Here is a 17,987-nt window from a genome sequence, read left to right as displayed (position 1 = left end):
GGTGGGGGACGATGCGCGCTCAGGCTACTGCGCCGACCACTGCCCGGTGAGGAGTCGCAGCACGGCCACCGCCCCGGCCTTGGACAGCGGCTCGTTGTTGTTGCCGCACTTGGGCGACTGCACGCAGCCCGGGCACCCGGCCTTGCAGGGGCAGCCCTCCACCGCGGCCAGCGTGACCTCCACCCACGGGCGGCGCGCCGCGAAGCCCCGGTCGGCGAAGCCGGCCCCACCCGGGTGCGCGTCGTGCACCATCACCGTGGGCAGGCCCGTGTCCGGGTGCAGCACGGTGGAGACCCCGCCGACGTCCCACCGGTCGCAGGTGGCCACCAGGCCCAGCATCCCGATGAGGGCGTGCTCGGCAGCGTGCAGGGCGCCGGCCAGCTCCAGGTCGTCCACGCCCGCCGCCTCGAGCACCTCGGGGGTGAGGGTGAACCACACCGAGCGGGTCGGCATCGTGCGTTCGGGCAGGTCCAGCGGGTGCTGCCCGAGCACCTCACCGCTGGGCAGCATCCGGCGGAAGGCCGTCACCCGGGTGCGCACCAAGACGTCGCCCACGCACCAGGTGACCCCCTCGGCGGGGGCTTCGTCGCGCACGGCGGTGACGTCGAAGGCCTCCTCGGTGACCGCCCGGGTGGTCCACCCCGGGTCGCCGACGGCCACCGTGGCCACGCCCTCCTCGAGGTCCAGGTCGGTCACCACGTGCGTCACACCGGCGTGCAGGTAGACCGCGCCGGTGTGCACCGTGGAGTCCGCCCGCCCCGCGTCGATGGTGCCCAGCACCCGCCCGGTGCGCCCCTCCACCAGCTGCAGCGTCCCGGCCATGCCGCGCAGGTCCACCAGGTCGTGCGGGCGCTGCGACCCCGCCCAGTACCAGCCGGTCGGCCGCTGCCGCAGCATGCCGGCGCGCACCAACGACTCGCGCACCGTGGCCGTGCCCGGCCCGAACCACAGGGAGTCGGCCTCGGTCAACGGGATCTCCGCCGCGGCGCAGGCCAGGTGCTCGGCCAGCACCCGCGGGTTGGTGGGGTCCACCACCGTGGCCTCCACGCCGCTGTCGAAGATCGCCTCCGGGTGGTGCACCAGGTAGCCGTCCAGCGGGTTGTCGCCGGCCACCAGCACGGCCAGCGCCGGCTGCCCGGAGCGCCCCGCCCGGCCGGCCTGCTGCCAGAAGCTCGCCCGCCGCCCGGGCCACCCGGCCATCACCACCGCGTCGAGGCCGGAGACGTCGATGCCCAGCTCCAGGGCGGTGGTCGCGGCCACGGCCCGCAGCCCACCCTCGCGCAGGCGCCGTTCGATGCCGCGGCGCTCCTCGGGCAGGTACCCGCCGCGGTAGGCCGCCACGGCGTCACCGAGGTGACCGGCTCCGGCGAACCCGAGCTGGTCCGCGACGGCCCGGGCGGCCACCTCGGCACCGACGCGCGAGGTGGTGAACGTGAGCACCTGGCGCCCCCCGGCCACGAGGCGTGCCGTCGTGCGCGCGGCCTCGGTGAGGGTGGACGGGCGCTCGCCGCCGTCGGCCGCATCGGGCTGGGGGTCCCACAGGGCGTAGGTCATGGGGCCGCGCGGGGAGCCGTCCTCGGTGACGGACTGCACCGGCGCGTCGAGCAGGCGGCTGGCGTGCTCGGCCGGGTCGGCCACGGTGGCCGAGGCGAGCAGCACCGTGGGCTCGGCGCCGTAGCGCCGGGCGATGCGCAGCAACCGGCGCAGCACGAGGGCCACGTGGGCGCCCGGCACACCGCGGTGGGTGTGGCACTCGTCCACCACCACGTAGCGCAGGCGGCGCAGGAAGGCCCGCCACCGCTCGTGGCCGGGCAGCAGCGAGTGGTGCAGCAGGTCGGGATTGCTCAGTACGTAGGTGGCGTGCTGGCGGGCCCAGGTGCGGGCGTCGGGCGGGGTGTCGCCGTCCACCACCGCGGGGCGCACACCGGGCACCATCCACGCCTCCACGGCGGCCAGCTGGTCCTGGGCCAGGGCCTTGGTGGGGGCCAGGTAGAGGGCGTTGGCGCCGCGGCCGGTCACGTGGTGGGAGCCGTCGGCCAGCGCCGAGAGCACCGGCAGCAGGTAGGCCAGCGACTTGCCCGATGCGGTGCCGGTGGCCACCACGGCGTGGCGTCCGGCGTGGGCGTGCTCGGCGAACTCGGCCTGGTGGCTCCACAGCTGCTCGATGCCGGCACCTCGCAGCGCCGCCTCGACCTGCGGGTTGAGCCACTCCGGCAGGGGTGCGGTCACCGCATCGCGGGCGGGACGGGTCTCGGTGTGCACCAGCCGGTCGGCCAGTCCACCGGCGGTGAGCAGCCGCACCCAGTCCGCCGGGTCCGGCGCGGGCCCGCCCTCCACGGGGGCGGTGGCGTCAGCGGGCATGGGGCCATTCTCACGCAGGAGGTCCGGGCTCTGGTGGGCGGCGTGCGTGCGTCCGTGGCAGGGGGTGGCCCCGACCACGGGGCCACGCCGGCGGCCGGGTCGCTCGGTTAGCGTCGCCGTCCGAGGCCGGGCCACGCGGGCCCGGCGGACGGGAGAGAGATGGACCTCGGGATCTGGATCGTGCTGCTGTTGTTGCTGCTGCTGGTGGTCATCGCCGTGGTGGTGCTCTACAACGCCCTCGTGCGGGCCCGCAACGCCATGCGCCAGGCCAGGCACGGCATCGAGGTGGCCCTGACCCAGCGCCACGACCTGCTCACCAAGCAGATGCAGGTGGTGCCCGCCGCGGTGCAGGCCGAGACCGCCTTCCAGGAGCGCGTGCTCGAGATGCGCCGCGCCCAGCCGGTCGAGCAGATGTCGGTGCCGCAGCTGGAGGAGGCCGACCGGGCCATGGACCGCGCCCAGTCGGCGGTGAACGTCACCGCCGAGGCGTACCCGGAGTTCCGCGCCAACGCCTCGTTCGTGGAGCTGCAGAAGTCGGCTGCCTACACCGAGGAGCAGCTCAGCGCCGCCCGCCGCAGCTACAACGCCGCGGTGGCGCGCCTGGACGACCGGCGCGAGGTGTTCCCGTCCAACCTCGTGGCGGCCGTGTTCGGCTTCGGCACCGAGCCGATGTTCCGCGCGAGCGAGACCGAGCGTGCCGACGTGGACCTCTCAGGCCTGGCCGACCTGACCGGTGGGGACGCGGGCCGGGCCCGGCCCGCGTCGCTCTCCTGACCCACCCACCGACCCACCTGAGGGAGGAGCACCGTGCGCCAACCCGACCCCGCCACCGTCGTCGACACCGCCGGGGTGGACCCCGAGGCCTTCCGGGAGGAGCGTGACCGCCTCGGCCGGTCGACCGCGCTGGTCAAGCGGTGGCTGCCCCTGGTGATGGTCCCGGTGATCGTGGTGCACCTGCTGGGGATGCTCGGCGTGGTGCCCATGAGCACCTCGGTGCCCCTCTTCATCGCGGCCGTGGTGGTCGTGGCGGGTGCGGCGTTCCTGTTCAACGCGGTCCGGTCCCGCCGGGCACGGCCGTTCCGTGAGCGGGCCGATGCCGAGCTGGTGCAGCCGGTGCTGTCCTCCTGGGCGAGCGAGGTGGACCGCCTCCACGGCACCACCGGGGGCCACCTCCAGCTCGGGGCGGCCGACGAGCGGCTGCTCCGCGACGCCGGCATCGTGGACACCGGCGACTCCGTGCACTGCGGCGAGTCGGTCACCGGCGTGGTGGCCGGCAGGTCGCTCGCCGTGTGCGAGTACCGCATCACCGAGCAGCAGGGGTCGGGGGAGGACCGCGAGACCGTGCAGATCTTCCGGGGTCTCGTGGCCTGGCTGCCGCTGGCCCGCGCGGTCCGCGGCGAGGTGCGGGTCTCACCGCACTCGCGGGCGGGCTTCACCGGGGGCAGTCGCCTCCTCGGGGGCCGGGGCCTGGCGATGGAGAACCCCGCGTTCTCCGACTGGTTCCGCGTGGAGGCCACCGACCCCCAGCAGGCCTACTACCTGCTCACACCCACGGTGCAGCAGCACCTGGCGGCTCTGGCCCACCGCCACCAGGGTGACCTCGCCCTCCGGGCGGTGGACGGCCAGCTTTTCCTGGCGCTGGACCTGCAGCGCGACCTGTTCGACCTGGACCTGGGCTCCCGGGCCGAGGTGCGCCAGGACCTGGAGCGCATCGCCGGCGAGCTCAACGACGTGCTGCAGGTGGCGGGCGTGGCCGGCGCGTGGCCGGAGGAGGTGGCCGGTGGCCATGGCGCCCAGGAGGCGGCATCCGTCGGCTCCGCGCAGCCGATGACGGTCGCATCGGGCCTGTCGACCGAGCCGGAGGCCGTGGCGCCGCGTCGCCGTGGCGGGCTCTCCCGGCTGGGGGCCCTCCTCCCGGTGGTGCTCTTCGCCGGGTGGGTCTTCTTCGTCTCCAGCGGGCGCGTGCCGGTCTTCAGCGACGAGGGCGGGTTCCCCCTGGGGCCCAAGGTCCTCATCGTGGTGGCCGGCGGGCTGGTCGTCCTACAGCTCGTCCGACAGGCGCTGAGCTCGCGCCGCTGAGGGGGACCGGCCGCCTCAGACGACGACGCCCCCGGCGCGGACGGCCTCCAGGAGGCGCTCGCCGAGCAGACCGACGCCCACGGCGATCATGGCGATCCCGGCCAGCCGGGTGGTGGCCTGGGCGGCACCGGGGCGGGAACCCAGCACGCGCCCCGCGGCCGAGCCGAGGGCGAGGTAGAACACCCCGCTGATGACCACGTGCACCAGGCCCAGGGCGGCCAGCTGTGCGGGGAGCGACCAGGACTGTGCCGGGTTGGTGAACTGGGGGAGGATCGACAGGAACAGCAGCATGGCCTTGGGGGTTGAGGCCGCTCACGGCCATGCCGCGCGAGATGTAGCCGAGGGGGCCGGTGGCCATCACCTGCCCCTCCGGTCCTGCGGGGCCCGTCGTGCTGCGCAGCGTGCGCACGCCGAGCAGGACGAGGTACCCGGCCCCGCCGACCGTGAGGGCCACCAGTGCGAGCGGGGCCTCGGCGAGCAGCGGGCCCACCCCCACGGCCACGACGGCGGTGATCAGCACGTAGCCGAGCGCGAGGCCGCCCACGGCGGGGGCCACCACGCGGTCCCGCAGCGAGGCGCTGAGGACGTACGCCCAGTCCGGGCCGGGCACCGCGATGAGGGTGAGCGCGATCGCCGCGAACCCCATGACCAGTCCCAGTTCCACGCCGTCCTCCTCCACGAGCCCCGTCCGGCGGCGGATCCCGGCCGGCGAGCGGGACGATAGGTGAGAAACGGCAGAATGTGCTGCCCGAATCGGCTGTGCGTTCGGTTGTCCGTAGAAGAATCAGCAACCATGGACGCACTTGACCGCAAGATCCTTGCCGAACTGCAGGTGGATGGACGACTGAGTGTCACCGAGCTCGGTCAGCGCGTGGGCCTCACGGTCTCCCCGACCCACCGCCGGCTGAAGGACCTGGAGGCCTGCGGGGCCATCACCGGGTACCGGGCGAGCGTCGACCCGCGGGCGCTGGGGCTGGGCTTCGAGGCCCTGGTGTTCGTGACCATGGGGCAGGAGGACCGGGCCACCCTGCTGGCCTTCGAGGAGGCGGTGGCCGGCATCCCCACGGTGCTGCAGGCGCAGCGCCTCTTCGGTGACCCCGACTACCTGCTGCGCGTCCGCACGGAGGACCTCGACGCCTACGCGCGCCTGCAGGACGACGTGCTCTCCTCGCTGCCCGGGGTGCAGCGCCTCACCTCGACCCTGGTGCTCAAGACCTTCGTGGCCGACCGGCCGTACCCCACCGACCTGGGCCGGTGAGGCACCCCACCACGGGTCCACGCACGCGGCCGGTCGCTCGGGGTGGCTGGTGACCCGCGGCCTCAGGCCATGAGGCGCGCGGCCCCATTGAGGGCCAGCACCACGCCGATGATGCCCACCACCCAGGCCATCTCGGTGCCGGCCCGGCGGTCGAGCCAGCTGCCGATGCGCCCGAGCGGGCCGTCGGCCCGGCGACCGAGGGCCGTGCGTGCCGCCACCAGCAGCAGGCCGGGTGCCACCATCACCAGGCAGTAGGCGGCAAGGGTTCCCAGTCGGCCGACGGTGGGAAGGTCCGAGCCGAGCAGCATCCCGAGGGCGCCCAGGTAGGGCAGCATCGAGGCGGCCTCCACGAGCCCGGCGGCCAGGGCGATCCCCGCGACGGTGCGCGCCCCGGCATCGGGTCCGAGGGCGTGGCGCATCCACTCCTTGCTGCGGCGGGCGCGCTCGGCCCACGGGCCCGGGAGGGCGACGGTGCCGTCGAGCACGTAGCTGAGGCCCACCAGGGCGATGCCGCCGGCCACCCACGTGGCGGGGTGCCGGGTCCAGTCGGGCCAGCCGCCGAGGCTCGCGAGGGCCTGCTGGCCGCCGAGCAGGAGGGCCACGCCGAGCAGCCAGTAGAAGACGGCCATCACTGCCAGGTGGGCCACGACGCGGCCGCCGGCGCGGGGGTGGGCGAGCAGGGCGATCACGGGCAGCACGAGGGTGCCGAAGCTGGTGCTGTCGAGCAGGGCGAGCCCAGCGAGGGCCAGGTGGCTGCCGGCGTCCATCATCACTCCTTGGAAGTACAGGTGTGTTGCCATGCAGTCTGGGGTGGGGTCCGTGGCGTTGTCAACACACCTGTGTTGTTTCCGTGGCATGATGGGGCCATGCCCCGCCTCGCCGACCACGCCGCCCGCCGCGCCGCCCTGGCCGACGCCGTGTACGCGCTGGTCGCCCGCGAGGGGCTGCACGCCGCCTCGGTGCGCGCCGTCGCCGCGGAGGTGGGCTGGTCGCCCGGCGCGGTGCGGCACTACTTCTCCGCCCAGCACGAGCTGCTGGCATTCGTCATGGCCGAGATGGGCGACCGCATCGGCGCACGGGTGGTGCAGCTGCGTGCCGAGCAGGGGCCCGGGCCCGAGCGCGCGCGGGCCACCCTCGAGCAGCTGCTCCCGCTGGACGACGAGCGGCGCCGCGAGGTGGCCACCTACCTGGAGTTCGTGGCGGGCGGGCGCACCGACGAGCGGTTGGCGCCGGCGGCCACCGACGCCTGGCGCGGCGAGCGGTGGATGGTGCGCCTGGCCCTGGCCGACGTGCTCGACCTGCCCGCCCCGCCCGACCCTGACACCGCCCTGCCCGCCACCGCCGAGGTGGAGGTGCCGGGCGTGCACGCGGTGGTCGACGGCCTCACGATTGCCGGCTTTCTGGTGCCGGGCGAGGTGGACGCCGCCGTGCAGCGCGACGTGCTGGCCCGCGCGCTGGAGGGAGTCGCCGCGCGGGCCGGTGCGTGAGGTGTCCCGTGGGACCATGGGGCGTGTGACCGCATCGAGCCAGAGCGCCCCGCTGACCGTCGTCTTCCTCCACGCCCACCCCGACGACGAGGCCTCCCAGACCTCCGGCACCATGCGCCTCCTGGCCGATGCCGGGCACCGCGTGGTGGTGGTCTACGGCACCAACGGCGACCACGGGGTGGCCCCCGGCGACCTGGCCCCCGGCGAGACCGTGGTGGACCGGCGCCGCGCCGAGGCCGAGGCGTCCGCGGAGGTGACCGGTGCGCAGGCCGTGCACTGGCTGGGCTACACCGACTCGGGCATGACCGGGTGGGAGCAGAACGCGCACGAGACCTCCTTCCACAGCGCCGACCCGGCCGTAGCGGCCCAGAAGCTGGCCGCGGTGCTCGACGCGGAGGACGCCGACGTGCTGGTGACCTACGACTGGCACGGCGGCTACGGCCACCCCGACCACGTGAAGGCCCACCGGGTGGCGCACCTGGCGGCCGACGCCGCCGAGCGCCGCCCGCGCCTGCTGGAGAGCACCATGAACCGCGACCGCATGCGGGCCGGTGCCGAGCGCGCCAAGGCGCTGGGGCTGGAGGCGATGGACCCCGACGCCCCGGCGGACGACGGCAACCCGTTCGGCGAGCCGGAGGCGTTCATCCACTGGGAGGTCGACGTGACCGACCAGCTGCCGGTGAAGCGCGCCGCGCTGGAGTGCCACGCCAGCCAGACCAACGACGTGGGGTTCATGCTGGCGCTGCCCGAGGAGGCGTTCGCGGCGTGGTTCGGCACGGAGTTCTACATCGAGCCCGGGCGGGAGCCGGGCATGGTGGCCGCGCGCTGGTGGGAGTGAGCCGTCCGGCTCAGGGGGGACGGCGACGTCCGGTGCGGTGAGCCCGACGCCGGGCGTCACAGATGTGGGCGTTCGGTGACGAGGAGGTCCGCTGCCGGAGGGAGGCGTTGGGTCCCGCGTGCCCGGATGCGACGCAGGAGCTCCTGCCGGGCAGGGTGCTCGGAGACCCTTCCCGACTCACCCACGAGGTAGTCGTTGAGGGATAGGCCCCGAGTCGTGGCCCTCGCGATGAGGGTCTGTCTCAGCTGCTCGGGGACGCCGTGGAGCCGGATGGCGGGCATGCCAGTCACGGGTTCTCGGTGTGCGGGGCGTCGCTGGGCATGGCACTTATCATGCTCTGGCGCCGGATCCTGTTCCAGCGTGCGCGGTGTCGCATGCCGCCGTTGGTCACAACTCTCCCAAGATGCGCCTGAAGGGGTTGTCGGGTGTGGCAGGAGGGAGCAGGGTCTGTGCACATCCTCTCCCGTGCTTCACGAGGGCGCCGGCCCCGGCCGGGGGGGGGAAGGAAAATGCCATGAGGACCTTCATCGGGGTTACTACTGCCACCGCTGTGGTTGTTGCGGGCTTGGTGCCTGGCACTGCCTCTGCTGCGCACGTGCCCAGCGATGAGAAGCCCACGGGCTGTCCCACGACCTATGAGGTCGACACCTTCAACTTTCGGCCGGTCTGGAAGCCGGGCCCCGGAGAGCGTGTCAAGGGCCTGCCGGGGCAGACGATCACCATCACCGTGCACAAGGGAGATGCCGTCACCACGGGCCACAGCACATCGTCCGGCTCGAGCGCCGGTATCAACGCCCAGGTGCTGGCCTACGAGGCCAACCGGTCCCATGGGAGCGACATCGCTGTCGAGATGGTCAACCAGACCACGTTCTCGGTGTCCGACACCGTGCCCCGTGGCGTGAGGGGCGGCTGGATGCAGTGGGGGTCCTGGGGGCAGAAGTACTCCTGGCGCCGCATGGTCCAGGGCGGGGACTGCACGTGGCGGACCACCGGCTCCGGTACGGCCCACAGCCCGGTGCGTGACGAGGTGGGGGTGAACAGGTCGTGGAAGTGAAGCGGGTCGCGACGGCCGGTCTCGCGGCAAGTGCTCTCCTCGTGGCTGCTGCGTGTACTCAGGGGGATTCCCGGGAGGCTGCGAAGCAGGGTCAGGCACCCACCTCCAGCCAGGTGCCACCTTCGGCCGAGCAGCGTCCCTCGGAGACGGCTGGCGCCCGATCCCCTGGGCGAAGTTCGTCCGAGGGGACCAGCCAGCCGCCCTCCACGACTCCGGGCGAGCAGGTCCGCCCCCGCCAGCTCGAGGCCCTGGTTCGTGAGGATGCGGAGCAGTCGTCGTCCGTGGTGTCGGTCGGACGGTCCTTCTCCGGGGCAGGGCCACGCACGATCCATCTCGAGAACGGGGACGGGGTGCAGATCGACTGCGTCGGTACGGGACGGATGGTGCTCCGTTCCGGTGGACGGGAGGTCGGTGCGATGCAGTGCGCGGACGAACTGGTCACGGCGCCGCGCACGGGGTACGGCATCTCCGGGCAGGAGTTCGAGGGTCGGCCAACGGTGTCGGTGCAGGTCGCCGAGGGAACCGTCTGGGCCCTCGTCGTGACCACGTCGTCCTGACCGAGGTGGTGGCAGGCGGCCGGGCTGGCACGATGGCCGCGTGAGCACCCCCGCGCAGAGCCCCGCCGCCCGCCGCCAGCCCGTCCCGCCGCCGCGCCTGGTGGCCGAGGACGGCACGGACCCGGCCCCGCAGCTCGCCGCGCTGCGCGCCGACCTGGGGGCGGCCGGCTACACCATCGAGGGCATCCGGGCGTGCCTCGGCGAGGTGGCCAGCGACGCCCTGGAGCGCGAGCAGCCCCTGCCGGCCGACCTCGCCACCCGCGGCCGCCGCGAGCCCGTCGCCCTGCTCACCCGCCTGCTCGGCCTGGGTCTGCCGCTCACCCCCGAGGAGGTCGACCTCGCCCTGCCCACCCTGGGCCTGGAGGGCGCCCTGGCTCTGGGTGTGCTGCGCACCGAGGGCGATGCGGTGCTGCCCGCCGTCGACCTGCGCCCGCACGCCACCGAGCGCCACGCCTGGTGGGTGGCCTCGGACCTGCCCGAGATGCTCACCGGCGGCGGCCCCCTGCCGACCGACCACGTGCTCGGCATCGGCGGGGCCAGCGCCACCCTGGCCAGCTGGACGCCGCGCCCGCAGGTGGCCCGCGCCCTGGACCTGGGCACCGGGTGCGGCGTGCAGGCCCTGCTGCTGGGCCCCCATGCCGAGCAGGTGGTGGCCACCGACATCTCCGAACGGGCCCTGGCGTTCGCGCGGTTCACCTGTGCGCTCAACGAGGTGGATCTCGACCTGCGCCTCGGGTCGCTCACCGAGCCCGTGGCCGACGAGCAGTTCGACCTGGTGGTGAGCAACCCGCCGTTCGTGATCACCCCGCGTACTGATGGTGTGCCGGTCTACGAGTACCGCGACGGCGGCGGCGAGGGCGACGGCATCACCACCGGGTTGATCGGCGACGTGGCCGCTCGCCTGGCGCCCGGCGGCATCGCCACGATGCTGGGCAACTGGGAGGTGCGCGAGGGGCAGGGCTGGCGCGACCGGCTGCGCCCCGTGCTCGAGGCGGCAGGTGTGGATGCGTGGGTGGTGCTGCGCGAGGTGCAGGACCCGGCCCAGTACGCCGAGACCTGGGCGCGCGACGGCGGCCACACGCCGGGTACGGAGGAGTACGAGGCGATGTACACCGCGTGGCTGGAGGACTTCGCGGCGCGCGGCACGGAGGAGATCGGGTTCGGCGTCATCGTGCTGCACCGGCCCGAGACCGACCGCGCGCCCTGGATCGACCTCACCGAGGCGCGCGGCACCACCGGCCCGGCGATGGGGGAGGTGGTGCTGGCCGGCGTGCGCGCCCGCACCTGGCTGGCCGAGCACACGCGCGACGAGCTGCTGGACGCGCACTGGCAGTACGCGCCGGACGTGACCGTGGAGCACCACTTCGCCCACCCCGGCGACCCGGACCCGCAGGTGGTGCTCATCCGCCAGGGCAGCGGGCTACGGCGGGCGTTCCAGGTCTCCTCCGAGGTGGCCGGCCTGGTGGGGGTGTGCGACGGCGACCTCACGCTGCGGCAGGGCATCGCCGGCATCGCGGTACTCACGGACGCCGATGCCGGGCTGCTCACCGAGCAGGTGGCCCCGGTGATCCGCGACATGGTGGCCGACGGGCTGCTCGTCCTCGCCTGAGAGGGCTGTGCCCGACCTGACCGCGTGCCCTTGTGGCGGCGGTGCGGTCACTCCGGGGCGGTGAGTTCCTGGGCCTGTTTCTCGGTGATGTCGAGCTCCGGGATGGGGGCGCCGTCCTGGGTGGCGATGTTCTTCGGGGCGCCGGATCCGACATCCCAGATGCCCTCGTCGAAGGTGATCACGTACTCGTCATCAACCTCCTGCGGGCCCTGGAAGTCTTGCAGCGCCAGAAGGTAGGGCTTGCCCCGCTCCATGAGGCGCGGCATGTTCTCCGGGGCCGGATTGCCGAAGTCCGTTTGGCGCACGTGGATGGTCGTGCCCCGGAGGGTGGGGTCGGAGCTGCGCTGGACCCTCATCTCGGCGCGGACGAAGTCGACACCGTTGACGGACAGGTCCTCGGTGGAGGTCACCGTGGCCTGCACGACGGCGTCCGACTCCGTGAGCAGGTCGGCGAGGCTCTCCGCGGAATCGACCTTGCTGACCGCGACGTTTCCCTCTCCACTGGAGGCGGGTGGGGACGTCTCGGCCGCCATGCCGCCGGACTCCTGTGCGTCGTTGCACCCAGCCAGGGACAGAGCGATGGCGGTGGCAGCAGCGACGGCCGTCCAAGGACGTGTGTCAGTAGAGCGCATTGATACCCCTCCGGTCGTCGGTGGTGAGCTTCACGAGGCCGCAGGCGGAGCGCTTTGCTGTGTTGTCGACCATGATGACGCACCCAGTCTCGTGATCGAGCCCGACGGTGTGGCCGATCTCGTGGGCCGCCAAGGCCTGCTTCTTGGTGTTCGAGGAGGACCGGGTGTGGTCCCGGTTCGTGTAGGCCACCGCAGAGGTGGTGCAGTTGAACCACTTCGCGTACCCGTCCCACGAGGTGGTCCCATAGTTCTTTGTATAGAGATTGACCGTCGTCTCGATGCCTGCTCGGGCGGGTTGGAAGTCCACGTCGGTGGAGGCCACGTCCACGAGCGCCGAACGCCATGCTTGCTCGTCGGCCGAACTCACAGAATCCACGTGCCAGCGGTAGTCGGTGCGAAAAGAACAGCCTGTGTGTTCGTAGGCGGAGGCGGAATTGGTGGTGGGGGGCGGTGTCACACTCACGCTGCCCGCAGCGACGGCAACTGCGAGCATGCCTCTCATGCCTCTCATGCCTCTGGAATGAACCGCGTCTCGCGAGTGAAACACGTCACACGGAGTAGCGCAAGGGTGTGGTGGGGTTCGACCAGGCGTCCGCGTCCAGTCGAGTGGTCACCTCAGCCCGAGGGGGGCGGGGTGCTGCCCGGGGCCACAGATGACCGTCTTCAGTCCGGAGGTCCGCCGTTTGGGCCGGATCTCCGGACCGCAGCCGGTCGTGTGCGCCAGTGGCCGGCGCGCGGGTCGACCTCGTGCAGCAGGGTGCGGTGCATCCGCAGGATGGCGGCGGCGTCCGGGACGTCCTCGGTGTCGGTGGCCTGCACCAGCGCTGTGGTGTTGTGTGCGATCTCCGTGGCGTTGCGCCGCGAGGTGTCGCCCACCTCGGCCGAGAGGATCGCCTACGTGTTGGCGGTCAGGTGCTGAATGCGGGACGACGCGGCGACCTCGTAGGCGTCCCGGCCCTCGCGCGTGGTGCCCCTGGGCCGGTCCCGGGCCTGCGACTACTACCCGCGGTCGTGGGCTACGGTGGCCGCCGTCGACCCCGGCGCCGCAGAGCGCTGACGATTCCAGCGCACGCCCGGTCGGCAGAAGGAGTCGCATGTCCCCGGCAGCCAAGGGCAGCAAGCTCGTCATCGTCGAGTCGCCCACCAAGGTCAAGTCCATCGGCCAGTACCTGGGAGACGAGTACCGCGTGGAGGCCAGTGTCGGTCACATCCGCGACCTGCCGACGCCCAGCGAGCTCCCCGCGGACATGAAGAAGGGCCCCTACGGAAAGTTCGCCGTGGACGTGGACAACGGCTTCGACCCCTACTACGTGGTGGATGCCGACAAGAAGAAGAAGGTCACCGAGCTGCGCAAGGCCCTCAAGGAGGCCGACGAGCTCTACCTGGCCACCGATGAGGACCGCGAGGGCGAGGCCATCGCCTGGCACCTGCTGCAGGCGCTCAAACCCAAGGTGCCGGTCAAGCGCATGGTCTTCCACGAGATCACCAAGGACGCGATCCAGGCCGCGGTGAACAACACCCGCGACCTCGACGACCGCATGGTGGACGCCCAGGAGTCGCGCCGCATCCTCGACCGTCTCTACGGCTACGAGGTCTCCCCGGTGCTCTGGCGCAAGGTCAAGCAGGGCCTCTCCGCCGGCCGCGTGCAGTCCGTGGCCACCCGTCTGGTGGTGGAGCGCGAGCGCGCCCGCATGGCCTTCAAGGTCGCCGCCTACTGGGACGTCGAGGCCGATCTCGCGCCGGCCGGCGACCGCACCTTCACCGCCCGCCTCACCAGCCTCGACGGCACCCGCGTGGCCACCGGCCGGGACTTCACCGATGCCGGTCAGCTCAAGTCCGGCGCCCAGGTGACCCACCTGCGCCAGGCCGATGCCGAGGCCGTCGCCGCCGGCATCGAGGCGGCGGAGGTCACCGTCTCCGACGTCAGCGAGAAGCCGTACACCCGCAGGCCCGCGGCGCCGTTCATCACCTCCACGCTGCAGCAGGAGGCCAGCCGCAAGCTGCGCCTGGGCTCCAAGGACGCCATGCGCGTGGCGCAGCGCCTGTACGAGAACGGCTACATCACCTACATGCGTACCGACTCGACCACGCTGTCGCAGTCGGCCATCACCGCCGCCCGCCAGCAGGCCCGCGACCTGTACGGTGCCGAGTACGTGCCGGACTCCCCGCGCGTGTACGGCAAGAAGGCCAAGGGCGCGCAGGAGGCCCACGAGGCCATCCGCCCGGCCGGTGACACCTTCCGCACCCCGGCCCAGGTGGCCGGCGAGCTGCGCGGCAGCGAGTACGCCATGTACGAGCTCATCTGGAAGCGCACGGTCGCCTCGCAGATGGCCGACGCCAAGGGCTCCACGGCCACCGTGCGCATCGCCGCGCCGCTGGCCGGAGTGCAGGTGGGCGGCGAGGCCGTGCAGGCCGCCGAGCTCACCGCATCGGGCACGGTCATCACCTTCCGGGGCTTCCTCGCGGCCTACGAGGAGGGCCGCGACGCCGAGCGCTACGGCGCCACCCCCGCCGAGGGGGGCAAGGGCAAGGAGTCGCGCCTGCCGCAGCTCTCGGCCGGGCAGGCGCTGCAGGCCTCCCGCGTGGAGGCGCTGGGCCACGAGACCTCTCCGCCGCCGCGCTACACCGAGGCCACGCTGGTGAAGGCGCTGGAGGAGAAGGGCATCGGCCGCCCGTCCACCTACGCCGCGACGGTCGGCACCATCCAGGACCGCGGCTACGTGCGCACGCAGGGCAGCGCGCTGGTGCCCACCTGGCTGGCGTTCGCCGTGACCACCCTGCTGGAGAAGCACTTCCCCACCCTGGTGGACTACGACTTCACCGCCTCGATGGAGGAGGGGCTGGACCGCATCGCCGCCGGGGAGGAGGACCGCGTGGCGTGGCTGCAGCGGTTCTACTTCGGTGACGAGGCCACGCAGGCCGCCGGGCTGCGCGCGTTGGTGGAGGACTTGGGCGAGATCGACGCCAAGGGTGTGTCCACCATCGACATCGGCGACGGCATCGTCGTGCGCGTGGGCCGCTACGGCCCGTACGTCGAGGAGGTCGCACCGGCCGGCACCGACCCGGCCACCGGTGAGGTGCCCGAGGGGGCCGAGGTCGTGTCCCGGGCCCGCTCCGGATCCGCTGCCGACGGCGAGGAGGCCAAGCCGCTGCGCGCGAGCATCCCCGACGACATCGCGCCGGACGAGCTGACGCCCGAGATGGCGCGGCAGTACCTCTCGGAGGCGGCCTCCGACGGGCGGGTGCTCGGGCAGGACCCGGAGACGGGTCGCGACGTGGTGGCCAAGACGGGCCGCTACGGCCCGTACGTGTCCGAGGTGTTCACCGACGAGGACGTGGCGCGCTTCGAGGCCGAGGGCAAGAAGACCACCGGCCGTGGCAAGGACCTGGTGAAGCCGCGGACCGGCTCGCTGCTGACCTCCATGGACGTGCGGACGGTGACGCTCGAGGACGCCCTGAGGATCCTCTCGCTGCCGCGGGTGGTGGGCGCGGACCCGGAGTCCGGCGCCGAGATCACCGCGCAGAACGGGCGCTACGGGCCGTACCTCAAGAAGGGCACGGACTCGCGCTCGCTGGCCAGCGAGGAGCAGATCTTCACCGTCACCCTCGAGGAGGCGCTGAGGATCTACGCCGAGCCCAAGCGGCGCGGGCGCTCGGCGGCCAACCCGCCGCTCGCGGAGTTCGCCGAGGACCCGGTCTCGGGCAAGAAGGTCGTCATCAAGGACGGGCGCTTCGGGCCCTACATCACCGACAGCGAGACGAACGTGACCGTGCCGCGCTCCATGCGGCCGGAGGACGTCTCGGAGCTGCAGGCCTTCGAGCTGCTCGCGCAGAAGCGTGCCGAGGGGCCGAAGAAGAAGCCGGTGCGCAAGGCGGCGTCCAAGTCGTCCGGGAAGTCGACCGCGCGCAAGAAGCCGGCCTCCACCACCACCCGCACCGTGAAGGCAGGCACCCGCAAGAAGTCCTGACCGGCCGGGCGGGCTCCCTGCCCGCATCCGCCCCGCTAGTCCGGCTTCCCACACGGGAAGGCTCGCCGGGCACGGGAAAGGTGCTGGCCGCACGGGAAATTTCCTGTGCAGCCGGCACCTTTCCCGTGCGGCGGGCGGTTTCCCGTGCCGCCCCGCGCCCCGCCGCCGGGACGGGTGGCCTGCCGCCACCTCCGGACTGACCCTCGCCGGTCCACACTTGACCCTGACGCGACGTGAGGCGGTGCAGTGGTGGCCATGACCGATTCCGACGACCTGACGGTCGGCCAGGTGGCCGAGCACCTCGGCGTGACGGTGCGCACCCTGCACCACTACGACCAGGTGGGCCTCGCCGGTGCCTCGCACCGGTCGTGGTCCGGCTACCGGCTGTACACGGCCGATGACGTGGCCCGCCTCGAGCGGGTCGTGTTCCTGCGGCGCCTGGGCCTCTCCCTGGAGGAGATCGCGCAGGTGGCCGACGGGGGCGGCGTCGCCGACCGGCTGCGGGAGCGTCGCGAGGCGGTCATCCGACAGGTCGAGCAGCTGACCGGGTTGCTCGACGCCATCGACACGGCACTGGAGGCCGAGATGAACACCCACCCGCAGGAGACCGAGAACCACGGCTACCGCATCAGCCGGGCCGAGCAGCGCGAGATCTTCGGCGACTCCTTCGCCGACAACCTGGACGACTACCAGGCCGAGTCCGAGCGGCGCTGGGGCGACAGCCCGCAGTGGGCCGAGTCCCAGCAGCGCACGCGGCGCTACGAGAAGGCCGACTGGGAGGCCATCAAGACCGAGGCCGATCAGCTGCTGGCCGACCTCGCCTCGGTGATGCGGGCCGGTGAGCCCGCCACCTCGCAGCGCGCCATGGGCGCCGCCGAGGCCCACCGCCAGCACATCACGCGCTGGTTCTACGAGTGCACCCCGCAGATTCACCGCGGCCTGGGCGAGCTGTACGTCAGCGACCCGCGCTTCCGGCAGACCTACGAGGACGTGGCCGAGGGCTTGGCGGCGTACGCCAGGGACGCGCACACCGCCAACGCCGACCGGCTGGAGGCGTGAGCCTCAGGCCTGCGCCAGCGCCTGCTCGAGGTCGGCGATGATCGCCGCCGACGACTCCAGCCCCACCGACAGCCGCAGCACGTCCGCGGCGGGGCGGGCGTCCGGCGGCACCGGGCGGTGGGTGAGGGCCGCGGGGTGCTGCACCAGGGTGTCCACCCCGCCCAGGCTCACCGCGTGCACGATCATGCGGCAGGCCTGCGCCGTGGCCGAGGCGGCGTCGTACCCGCCGGCCAGACGGAAGGCGAGCATCGAGCCGGGGCCGCGCATCTGCCGGGCCACCAGCTCGGCATCGGCACCGGTGGCCAGGCCCGGGTAGAGCACCTCGGCCACCTGGGGCTGCCCGGCCAGCCACGCGGCCACCTCCTGCGCGGTGCGGGTCGCCGCCTCCACACGCACCGGCAGCGTCTGCAGCCCGCGGTGCGCCGTGTAGGCCACCTGCGGGGCCAGCAGCCCGCCGGTCACTGCGCGCACCTGGCGCAGGCGGACCGCCCACTCGGACGTGCACGCCACGGCTCCGCCCAGCAGGTCGCCGTGGCCGCCGATGGCCTTGGTGAGCGAGTGCAGCACCAGGGTCACGCCGTGGTCGGCGGGGTTCTGCAGCACCGGGGTGGCAAAGGTGTTGTCCACCAGCACCGGCACGTCGCCGGCGGCGGCCACCACGGCCTGCAGGTCCACCAGGTCGAGCGTGGGGTTGCCGGGCGTCTCGCAGATCACCAGCCCGGTGCGGTCGGTGACGGCCTCGGCCACCTCGTGCGGCTCGGCCCAGGTCACCTCGGTGCCCAGCAGGCCGGTGCCCAGGACGTGGTCGGTGCCGCCGTAGAGCGGCCGCACGGCCACCACGTGGGGCGTGCCAGCGGCCACGCAGGCCAGCAGCGAGGCGCTCACCGCGGCCATGCCCGAGGCGAAGGCGACCGCCTCGTCGGTGTGCTCCAGCTCCGCCAGGGCGTCCTCGAACCGGGCGACGGTGGGGTTCCACAGGCGCTGGTAGACCAGAGAGTGCCCCTCGCCCGGGCGCCCGCCGCCGGCGAGCTGCTCGTAGGCCTCGCCGCCGTGCTCCACGTCGGGCAGCGGGGAGGTGCTCGAGA

At 73.1% G+C, this 17,987-nt stretch carries 17 protein-coding genes and 1 pseudogene; 10 read left to right on the top strand and 8 right to left on the bottom strand.

Annotation, left to right across the window (positions count from 1 at the left end; translation table 11 throughout):
- Positions 1–24: 24 nt before the first annotated feature.
- Positions 25–2,361, bottom strand: a complete 2,337-nt coding sequence (locus ACFFHC_RS04700) for a DNA 3'-5' helicase SftH (RefSeq protein ID WP_379803436.1) — start codon at positions 2,359–2,361, stop codon at positions 25–27.
- Between the two features lie 159 nt (positions 2,362–2,520).
- Here ACFFHC_RS04700 and ACFFHC_RS04695 point away from each other — a divergent pair, with 159 nt between their 5' ends.
- Positions 2,521–3,135: a LemA family protein gene (locus ACFFHC_RS04695; protein ID WP_379803433.1), complete on the top strand. Its 615-nt coding sequence runs from the start codon at positions 2,521–2,523 to the stop codon at positions 3,133–3,135.
- Positions 3,136–3,168: 33 nt separating this feature from the next.
- On the top strand, positions 3,169–4,440 hold the full coding sequence (locus tag ACFFHC_RS04690) for a DUF3137 domain-containing protein (RefSeq protein ID WP_379803430.1): 1,272 nt from the start codon (positions 3,169–3,171) through the stop codon (positions 4,438–4,440).
- A gap of 15 nt (positions 4,441–4,455) precedes the next feature.
- Here the strand turns inward: ACFFHC_RS04690 and ACFFHC_RS04685 are convergent, their stop codons facing one another.
- Entirely contained in the window at positions 4,456–4,731 is a 276-nt protein-coding gene (locus ACFFHC_RS04685; RefSeq protein WP_379803427.1) for a hypothetical protein, read from the bottom strand.
- Positions 4,732–4,807: 76 nt separating this feature from the next.
- Positions 4,808–5,086: pseudogene (locus ACFFHC_RS04680) on the bottom strand (LysE family transporter); the annotation flags it as partial.
- A gap of 147 nt (positions 5,087–5,233) precedes the next feature.
- Between ACFFHC_RS04680 and ACFFHC_RS04675 the strand changes: the two are divergent.
- A complete protein-coding gene (locus tag ACFFHC_RS04675) occupies positions 5,234–5,698 on the top strand; it encodes an Lrp/AsnC family transcriptional regulator (RefSeq protein ID WP_379803424.1) in 465 nt (154 codons plus the stop codon).
- 62 nt (positions 5,699–5,760) lie between these two features.
- On the opposite strand, the gene ACFFHC_RS04670 is transcribed toward ACFFHC_RS04675, so the two are convergent.
- Positions 5,761–6,498 carry a GAP family protein gene (locus ACFFHC_RS04670; RefSeq protein ID WP_083323467.1) on the bottom strand — a complete coding sequence of 246 codons (738 nt, stop codon included), beginning with the start codon at positions 6,496–6,498 and terminating at the stop codon, positions 5,761–5,763.
- Between the two features lie 66 nt (positions 6,499–6,564).
- On the opposite strand from ACFFHC_RS04670, the gene ACFFHC_RS04665 reads away from it, so the two are divergent.
- The 5 genes from ACFFHC_RS04665 (at position 6,565) to ACFFHC_RS04645 (ending at position 11,243) form a co-directional block, all read left to right on the top strand.
- A complete protein-coding gene (locus tag ACFFHC_RS04665) occupies positions 6,565–7,185 on the top strand; it encodes a TetR/AcrR family transcriptional regulator (protein ID WP_379803421.1) in 621 nt (206 codons plus the stop codon).
- A 16-nt stretch (positions 7,186–7,201) separates the two neighbouring features.
- Positions 7,202–8,023, top strand: a complete 822-nt coding sequence (locus tag ACFFHC_RS04660; protein WP_379803418.1) for a PIG-L deacetylase family protein — start codon at positions 7,202–7,204, stop codon at positions 8,021–8,023.
- A 514-nt stretch (positions 8,024–8,537) separates the two neighbouring features.
- Positions 8,538–9,077, top strand: a complete 540-nt coding sequence (locus ACFFHC_RS04655) for a hypothetical protein (RefSeq protein ID WP_379803415.1) — start codon at positions 8,538–8,540, stop codon at positions 9,075–9,077.
- A 350-nt stretch (positions 9,078–9,427) separates the two neighbouring features.
- Complete coding sequence (locus ACFFHC_RS04650) at positions 9,428–9,634, top strand: hypothetical protein (protein WP_379803412.1); 207 nt, start codon at positions 9,428–9,430, stop codon at positions 9,632–9,634.
- A 40-nt stretch (positions 9,635–9,674) separates the two neighbouring features.
- Positions 9,675–11,243, top strand: coding sequence for a DUF7059 domain-containing protein (locus ACFFHC_RS04645; RefSeq protein ID WP_379803409.1), 1,569 nt, complete (start codon positions 9,675–9,677; stop codon positions 11,241–11,243).
- 47 nt (positions 11,244–11,290) lie between these two features.
- Here ACFFHC_RS04645 and ACFFHC_RS04640 read toward each other — a convergent pair whose 3' ends face one another.
- The 3 genes from ACFFHC_RS04640 to ACFFHC_RS04630 all read right to left on the bottom strand — a co-directional run bounded on the left by ACFFHC_RS04640 (position 11,291) and on the right by ACFFHC_RS04630 (position 12,751).
- Positions 11,291–11,776 carry a hypothetical protein gene (locus tag ACFFHC_RS04640; protein ID WP_070705475.1) on the bottom strand — a complete coding sequence of 162 codons (486 nt, stop codon included), beginning with the start codon at positions 11,774–11,776 and terminating at the stop codon, positions 11,291–11,293.
- A gap of 85 nt (positions 11,777–11,861) precedes the next feature.
- Positions 11,862–12,242, bottom strand: coding sequence for a matrixin family metalloprotease (locus ACFFHC_RS04635; RefSeq protein ID WP_379803405.1), 381 nt, complete (start codon positions 12,240–12,242; stop codon positions 11,862–11,864).
- A gap of 296 nt (positions 12,243–12,538) precedes the next feature.
- Positions 12,539–12,751, bottom strand: a complete 213-nt coding sequence (locus ACFFHC_RS04630; RefSeq protein WP_141494751.1) for a hypothetical protein — start codon at positions 12,749–12,751, stop codon at positions 12,539–12,541.
- Positions 12,752–12,969: 218 nt separating this feature from the next.
- Between ACFFHC_RS04630 and topA the strand changes: the two genes are divergently transcribed.
- Both topA and ACFFHC_RS04620 read left to right on the top strand, forming a co-directional pair.
- Positions 12,970–15,843: a type I DNA topoisomerase gene (gene topA / locus ACFFHC_RS04625; protein WP_379803402.1), complete on the top strand. Its 2,874-nt coding sequence runs from the start codon at positions 12,970–12,972 to the stop codon at positions 15,841–15,843.
- A 255-nt stretch (positions 15,844–16,098) separates the two neighbouring features.
- Entirely contained in the window at positions 16,099–16,902 is an 804-nt protein-coding gene (locus tag ACFFHC_RS04620; RefSeq protein ID WP_180802199.1) for a MerR family transcriptional regulator, read from the top strand.
- 3 nt (positions 16,903–16,905) lie between these two features.
- On the opposite strand, the gene ACFFHC_RS04615 is transcribed toward ACFFHC_RS04620, so the two are convergent.
- Positions 16,906–17,987, bottom strand: a 1,082-nt coding sequence (locus tag ACFFHC_RS04615) for a trans-sulfuration enzyme family protein (protein WP_379803396.1), incomplete at its 5' end; no start/stop codon positions are given.

The sequence above is a fragment of the Kytococcus schroeteri genome (genome assembly GCF_042433515.1).
Lineage (GTDB): Bacteria > Actinomycetota > Actinomycetes > Actinomycetales > Dermatophilaceae > Kytococcus > Kytococcus schroeteri.
Note: the sequence above shows the minus strand (reverse complement) of the source record. Positions and strands in the feature narration are given on the sequence as shown.